The organism is Archangium lipolyticum (genome assembly GCF_024623785.1).
GTDB classification, from domain to species: domain Bacteria; phylum Myxococcota; class Myxococcia; order Myxococcales; family Myxococcaceae; genus Archangium; species Archangium lipolyticum.
In genome coordinates, this window is sequence record NZ_JANKBZ010000028.1 from 136293 (window position 1) to 142484 (window position 6192).

Annotated in this window: 6 protein-coding genes; all 6 read left to right on the top strand. The window is 69.9% G+C overall.

Translation table 11 applies throughout. The features are described from left to right. Nucleotides 1-9: 9 nt before the first annotated feature. The 6 genes from thrC to asnS all read left to right on the top strand — a co-directional run bounded on the left by thrC (nt 10) and on the right by asnS (nt 6056). Complete coding sequence (gene thrC, locus NR810_RS39760; RefSeq protein WP_257460271.1) at nt 10-1332, top strand: threonine synthase; 1323 nt, start codon at nt 10-12, stop codon at nt 1330-1332. A 139-nt stretch (nt 1333-1471) separates the two neighbouring features. Next, the gene (locus NR810_RS39765; protein ID WP_257460272.1) at nt 1472-1810 is read left to right on the top strand and encodes a hypothetical protein; all 339 of its coding nucleotides are present in this window, start codon (nt 1472-1474) and stop codon (nt 1808-1810) included. After that, nucleotides 1807-2487: a dTMP kinase gene (gene tmk, locus NR810_RS39770; RefSeq protein ID WP_257460273.1), complete on the top strand. Its 681-nt coding sequence runs from the start codon at nt 1807-1809 to the stop codon at nt 2485-2487. The genes NR810_RS39765 and tmk overlap by 4 nt, the downstream gene beginning before the upstream one ends. Nucleotides 2488-2500: 13 nt before the next feature. Next, nucleotides 2501-3235 (top strand): competence/damage-inducible protein A, encoded by a 735-nt coding sequence (locus NR810_RS39775; protein ID WP_257460274.1) that lies wholly within the window; start codon nt 2501-2503, stop codon nt 3233-3235. A gap of 146 nt (nt 3236-3381) precedes the next feature. Continuing rightward, nucleotides 3382-4482, top strand: a complete 1101-nt coding sequence (locus NR810_RS39780; RefSeq protein WP_257460276.1) for a cyclic nucleotide-binding domain-containing protein — start codon at nt 3382-3384, stop codon at nt 4480-4482. A gap of 173 nt (nt 4483-4655) precedes the next feature. After that, complete coding sequence (gene asnS, locus NR810_RS39785) at nt 4656-6056, top strand: asparagine--tRNA ligase (RefSeq protein WP_257460277.1); 1401 nt, start codon at nt 4656-4658, stop codon at nt 6054-6056. Nucleotides 6057-6192 lie beyond the last annotated feature (136 nt).

Here is a 6192-nt window from a genome sequence, read left to right on the forward strand (position 1 = left end):
ACAGTGAGCATGTCTGACTTCCACGCCGAGTACGCATGCAGTGAAGGGTGCGGTTTCCGCGCCTCGCTGCTGGAGATCGTCTACCGCTGTCCGCGCTGCCAGGGGTTGCTGGAGGTGGCGCACGACGTGGAGGCGCTGCGCACGGTGCCGGCGGCGGAGTGGCGGCGCCGCTTCGAGCAGCGCTTCGGGTCCTCGCGGCTGCCGTACGCCTCGGGAGTCTGGGGCAAGCACGAGTGGGTGTATCCGCGGATGCCGGCGGAGGACATCGTCTCGCTGGGAGAGGGGCGGGTGCCACTCAAGCCGCTGCCTCGCATGGCGGCGGAGCTGGGGCTGGCGAGCCTGGATCTGAAGGAGTGCGGCGTCTCGCCGACGGGCAGCTTCAAGGACTGGGGGATGACGGTCCTGGTGTCCGCGGTGAAGCACATGCGCTCGCGCGGGGTGCCCATCCGTGCGGTGGCGTGCGCGTCGACGGGGGACACCTCGGCGGCGCTGTCGGCCTACTGCGCGGCGGCGGGGATTCCCTCGGTGGTGTTCCTGCCGAAGGACAAGGTGTCGCTGTCGCAGCTGGTGCAGCCCGTGGCCAACGGGGCGCGGGTGCTGTCGCTGGACACGGACTTCGACGGCTGCATGAAGCTGGTGCAGCAGGTGACGCGGGACTCGGGCCTGTACCTGGCCAACTCGATGAACTCGCTGCGCATCGAGGGGCAGAAGGTGGTGGCCATCGAGCTGTGCCAGGACCTGGGTTGGGAGCCGCCGGACTGGGTGGTGATCCCGGGCGGCAACCTGGGCAACGCGAGCGCGCTGGGCAAGGGCTTCGAGCTGCTGCACGCGCTGGGCATCATCTCCCGGAGGCCGAGGATCGCGGTGGCGCAGGCACAGCGGGCCAACCCGCTGGTGCGGTCCTTCCGCGGGGGCTTCCAGGAACTGGTGCCGATGAAGGCCGAGCGCACGCTGGCGTCGGCGATCCAGATCGGCGATCCGGTGTCCTTCCGGCGCGCGGTGCGGATTCTGAAGGCCTTCGACGGGGTGGTGGAGGACGCCACGGAGTCCGAGCTGGCCAACGCGGCGGCGCGGGCGGATCGGGAGGGCACCTTCACGTGTCCGCACACCGGTGTGGCGCTGGCCGCGCTGGAGAAGCTGGTGGCCCAGGGGGTCATCGCCCGGGGCGCGAAGGTGGCGGTGGTGTCCACTGCGCACGGGCTGAAGTTCCCGGACTTCAAGGTGGGCTACCACCGGGGGACGCTGGCGGACGTCACGAGCCGGTTCGCGAATCCTCCGGTGGAGCTGCCCGCGGACCTGGACGCGGTCCGCGAGGCCCTGGCCGACCTCTGAGGCATCGGCCGGCGGGAAGGCCAGAAAACCCTGTACTTCCGTGGGGTTGCGAAGGGGGGCGGCCGGGGAGGGCGTCCACCGGGGAGGACTCTCCAGCCAACTCGACGAGGCCCCCCTGTTCCGCTACCTTGCCGGCCCCGTGAACGCAGATACCCAGAATCTCCACGAGCAGCTCGAGCGCCTCCAGGAGGCGCTGTCCACCCGTCAGAGCACGCTTCACTTCGCCCACGCGGGCGTGTCCTGCATCGTCTCGCTCATCCTCGGAGGCGCGACGGCGAAGCTCTTCTGGGACTCGGCGAGAGCGCCGTATGTGGCGTGGCTGGGCCTGGCGGCGACGGTGGGGCTGGGCATCTACGCGCTGCTGCGCTACCGCCAGGGCCGCACGGTGCTGGCGGACGAGCTGGTGCGCTACGAGACGATGATGGATCTGCGCCGCCAGCTGCGGCTGGACGATCCCACGGCGCTGCTGCCCCGGTGAGTCGCGCCCGGAAGCCCGCGCGGAGCGGGCGTCTCATCGTCCTGGAAGGATTGGATGGCGCTGGCACCACCACGCAGGTGGAGCGGCTCGCGGCGGCGCTGCGGGCCGAGGGCCAGTCCGTCCTCACCACGCGCGAGCCCTCGGACGGCCCGGTGGGGGTGCTCATCCGCCAGGCGCTGACGGGGCGGGTGATATTGCCCGGAGCCGGAGGCCCCCAGCCGCTGGCCCAGGAGACGCTGGCGCTGCTGTACGCGGCGGACCGGACGGATCACCTGCGGTCCCGGGTGCTGCCGGCGCTGGAGGCGGGGCAGCTGGTGCTCAGTGACAGGTCGGTGCTCTCGTCCCTGGCGTACCAGGGGGCCTCCCTGCCCATGGACTGGGTGGAGAGCCTCAACGCGTACGCGGTGCCGGCGGACCTGACGCTCTTCGTCGAGGTGCCCATCACGGTGGCGGCGCGGCGGAGGGCGGCGCGAGGCGGGCCGGAGGAGCTCTTCGACGCGGAGGAGAAGCAGCGGCGGATCTCCCGGCAGTACGAGGCGGCCATCCGCCTGCGTGGCAAGCGCGAGCACGTGGTGCGCATCGACGGGGACCAGCCGGTGGAGGCGGTGACGGCCGAGTGTCTGGCACAGGTGCGTAAGCTGCTCGGACGCAAGCCCGGACGCGCGGCGGTGCGGTAGAGTCCCCGGCCGCATGGAGCCCACCGGCGCGGCGGCGGTCATCATCGGCAACGAGGTCCTCACGGCGAAGGTGGTGGACGCGAATGGTCCCCACCTCATCCGGCGTCTGCGCGAGGTGGGGATTCCCCTGCGCACCCTGGAGATCGTCCCCGACGAGGTGGACATCATCGTGGAAGCGGTGGCGCGGGCGCGGATGCGGGCGAAGTACGTCTTCACCAGCGGAGGCATCGGCCCCACGCACGATGACGTGACGGTGCGGGCGGTGGCGCTGGCGATGGGGCGCAGGGTGGTGCGGCTGCCGGAGATGGTGGAGCTCATCCGCGAGAGGGCGATGGACAAGCTGACGGCCGAGGCGCTGCGGCTGGCGGACGCCCCCGAGGGCGCGGTGCTGATTCCCCAGCCGGGCAGCTGGTACCCGGTGCTGACGGTGGAGGACGTCTTCATGCTGCCCGGGGTGCCGCAGCTCTTCCGCACGCAGCTGGACGCGGTGCTGGCGCGGCTGAGCGGCACGCCGGTGCACCTGCGGATGCTGTACCTCAACCTGGGCGAGAGCACGGTGGCGGCGGTGCTGGACCGCGTGGCGCTGGACATGCCGCACGTGGCCATCGGCTCGTACCCGATGTTCGACCGCTCGCTGGACTACGTGGTGAAGGTGACGGTGGAGAGCGTGGAGAAGGGCGCCGTGGAGGAGGCCCTGGCCCGGCTCCAGGCGGGGTTGCCCGAGGGCTCGGTGGTCCGCATGGAGTAGACCCCCTCCGAGGCGTGTGAGGAAATTCGCTCCCGGGGTGTGAACCGCTTCACAGACGGAGCGGGTGCGAGCGGACACCCTTTGGGGAGAACAGACCCCGGCGGCGTTCTCGCCGTACCGGGGTCCAGTCCTCTCAAGGGGGGTCCATGTCAGACACACCGAGGCCGAACGAAGACGCGGTTGTCCCACTCTCCTCCAACCAGGAGCCGGAAGTGGTGCTCTCCGACTACGAGGCACTGGCGGAGTCCTGGGGCCGGAAGGGCTGGCTGTTGCGCGCCGTCGCCCTGTGCAGGTTCATCCTCCGGCTCGAGCCGGGTCATGAGCCGACGCGGCGGCTGCTGGCGGAGCTCGACGCCCGGCGGATGGACGTGTCGGGAGGAGCGGGGGCGTCGGCGCCAGCCGTCGAGGAGGGGCCCGCGCGCGCCTGCCTGTTCTCGCGGCTCGGCGAGCGGGAGTTCCTCTCGGTGCTGGAGGCCCTGGAGCTGCGGGACTTCCTGCCGGGAGAGACGATCGTCGAGGAGGGGCAGCCGGGCAACTCCCTGTTCGCCATCGTGGAGGGGAGCGTGGAGGTGGTGAGGAGCCCGCAGTCGGGAAGGCGGCGCACGGTGGCCTTCCTGGGCGAGGGCGACTTCTTCGGGGAGATGTCGCTGCTCTCCGACGTGCCGAGGCTCGCGAGTGTCAGGGCCTTCGAGCGCACGGCGGTGTTGGAGCTGACGCGCGAGCGGTTGGATCGGATCATCCAGCGGCACCCCTCCGTGGAGGAGGTGTTGCGCTCCTTCCACCGCGAGCGCCTGCTGGACGACGTGCTGCGCTCCAATCCGATCTTCCGGCTGCTCACGCCCCCGGCGAGGGACGCCCTGGCCCGTGACTTCCAGCTGTGCTCCAGGCCCGCGGGGACGCGCCTGCTCGAGCAGGGGCAGGCGGTGGATGGCCTGTACGTGCTGCTGCGGGGGCGGTGCCAGGTGCGGCACCATCACGAGGACGGGAGGGAGAGCCCCCTGCGCACCCTGGGAGAGGGCGACGTGTTCGGGGAGATCTCCCTGATGCTCGGCCTGCCGGCCACCGCGACCGTGCTCGCGGACACGCCCTGCCTGCTGCTGCGGCTGGACTGGGGGAGCTGCGAGCGGAACCTCTTCGACCAGCCCGGGGTGTGCGAGGCGCTCTCGCGGATGGGCAATGAGCGCCTCCTGAGCTCCGCCGGGCTGCTCTTCGAGTCCGTGCCGCGCGGTGGGACCTCGCGCGCCTGAGGCCGTGCCCTCGGGAGTTACCTGCCTCCCCGGTCGGGAAGGGGGCCCCCCCCGGACGTGTCAAGCACCGGCTGACCGCCCGGCCGGTGGACAGGGGGTGCTCATGGTGCTTGTCCTCGGGCCGGAGGGCGGCTAACTCCGCGGTCCCCGGCTTTGGAGGAAGGAAGGGTTTCATGCAGGTCGTCAGTGTGAAGAAGGCGCTGGATGGTTCGATCGCCCCGGACACGAAGGTCGAGGTGCGCGGCTGGGTGCGCACGCGCCGTGACTCGAAGGCGGGGATCAGCTTCATCAACGTGAGCGATGGCTCCACCTTCGATCCGATCCAGGTGGTCGCGCCGAACGCGCTGCCCAACTACGAGAAGGAGGTGCTGCACCTCACCGCGGGCTGCTCCGTCATCTGCCGCGGCACGCTCGTGAAGTCGCAGGGCAAGGGCCAGTCGTTCGAGGTGCAGGCCGACGAGGTGCGGGTGCTCGGCTTCGTGGATGACCCGGACACCTATCCCATCCAGCCCAAGCAGCACACGCTGGAGTTCCTCCGCGAGGTGGCGCACCTGAGGCCGCGCACCAACACCTTCGGAGCCATCACCCGCGTGCGCAACGCCGCGGCGCAGGCCATCCACCGCTTCTTCCACGAGGAGGGCTTCTGCTGGGTGAACACGCCGATCATCACCGCCAGCGACGCCGAGGGCGCCGGGCAGATGTTCCGCGTGTCCACGCTGGACATGACGAACCTGCCGCGCACGCCGGAGGGGAAGATCGACTGGCACAAGGACTTCTTCGGCAAGGAGGCCTACCTCACCGTGTCCGGCCAGCTGAACGTGGAGGCGTACTGCCTGGCGTTGTCGAAGGTGTACACGTTCGGGCCCACGTTCCGGGCGGAGAACTCGAACACCACGCGGCACCTGGCCGAGTTCTGGATGATCGAGCCGGAGATCGCCTTCGCGGACCTGAACGAGGACGCGAACCTGGCGGAGCGGTTCCTCAAGTATGTCTTCAAGGCGGTACTCGCCGAGTGCGGCCCGGACATGAAGTTCTTCGAGGAGCGCCAGCAGAAGGGCGTGATCGAGCGGATGGAGAAGTTCGCCAACTCGAGCTTCGAGCGGATCGACTACACGGAGGCGATCGAGATCCTGAAGAAGGCGAAGAAGAAGTTCGAGTACGCGCCGGAGTGGGGGAACGATCTGCAGACGGAGCACGAGCGCTACCTGACGGAGGAGCACGTGGGCCGGCCGGTGGTGGTGATGAACTACCCGGAGAAGATCAAGGCGTTCTACATGCGCCTGAACGAAGACGGGAAGACGGTGGCGGCGATGGACGTGCTGGCGCCGGGGATCGGGGAGATCATCGGAGGGAGCCAGCGCGAGGAGCGGCTGGACGTGTTGGACAAGCGGATGGAGCAGTTCGGGCTGAAGCCGGAGCACTACCAGTGGTACCGGGACCTGAGGCGTTACGGGACGGTGCCGCACGCGGGCTTCGGACTGGGGTTCGAGCGGCTCATCGTCTACATGTGCGGTCTGCAGAACATCCGTGACGCGATCCCCTACCCGCGAGTCCCGGGCTGGGCGCAGTTCTGATCCGAGCAACCCCTCCCTCTCCCTCTGGGAGAGGGTCGGGGTGAGGGTATCCGCCCCCGTCATCCACCCGTGGATGGCTGGAGCCCGGCCCTCAGTAGTGCCAGGGGAAGCGCTTGAAGTTCTTCTCGCGCTTCTC